The organism is Blautia sp. AF14-40, assembly GCF_003479665.1.
GTDB classification, from domain to species: domain Bacteria; phylum Bacillota; class Clostridia; order Lachnospirales; family Lachnospiraceae; genus Fusicatenibacter; species Fusicatenibacter saccharivorans.
On record NZ_QUHK01000121.1, the window covers coordinates 1 to 585 of the forward strand.

A 585-nucleotide genomic window follows, 5' to 3' on the forward strand; every position below is an offset into this window, starting at 1 on the left:
AGCATTTAAGGCGCAGACCCGCCCTTGTGAAGCCGGACGAAGTATTTGACTACTACGAAATCAGCGAAAGCGATTTGCAGGAGGACACCGACCATGAATAGACGTATCAGAAAGAAAAAGGACAAGAAAATCACAGAAGCCATAAACGGGCTTGTTTCGATTGCTGAACGACGGGAACAGCAGCGGCAGACTGCTATCCGGCAATTTGTGAAACGGTGTGAAGCCCTGTATGAGCAGCAGCGAAAAGAAAGGAGGAATTGACGCAGTAACAAAGAAAAAGACAACTTGCATGATACGCGCCCCTACAAAAATTCCTATCGCCCACACTGACAACTGAATACCGCCGCGCGGCAGACATTTAGGCAGCGCGGGGACTTATGACCGCGGCAGTTTGAAAACTGACCGCCGTTTTTTATGCCCTTTTACGGGGCAAGCCGCATTTGCGGCAGAAAGGAGTTTTATGGAATTTTTCAACAGCGCAATCGGCGTATTACAGACTTTGGTTATCGCTCTTGGAGCAGGACTTGGCATTTGGGGCGTTATCAATCTCTTAGAGGGATATGGAAACGACAATCCGGGCGCAAA

At 48.9% G+C, this 585-nt stretch carries 2 protein-coding genes; both read left to right on the forward strand.

Features of this window, described 5'->3' with window-relative positions; translation table 11 throughout:
- Positions 1 to 93 precede the first annotated feature (93 nt).
- Positions 94 to 261: a hypothetical protein gene (locus DWW13_RS19155; protein ID WP_199674893.1), complete on the forward strand. Its 168-nt coding sequence runs from the start codon at positions 94 to 96 to the stop codon at positions 259 to 261.
- A 199-nt stretch (positions 262 to 460) separates the two neighbouring features.
- Positions 461 to 585, forward strand: a 125-nt coding sequence (locus tag DWW13_RS18625; protein WP_243026216.1) for a Maff2 family mobile element protein, incomplete at its 3' end; no start/stop codon positions are given.

Coding starts and splice junctions, on each gene's coding strand:
- DWW13_RS19155 (WP_199674893.1), top strand. CDS start 94: ATGAATAGACGTATCAGAAAGAAAAAGGACAAGAAAATCACAGAAGCC.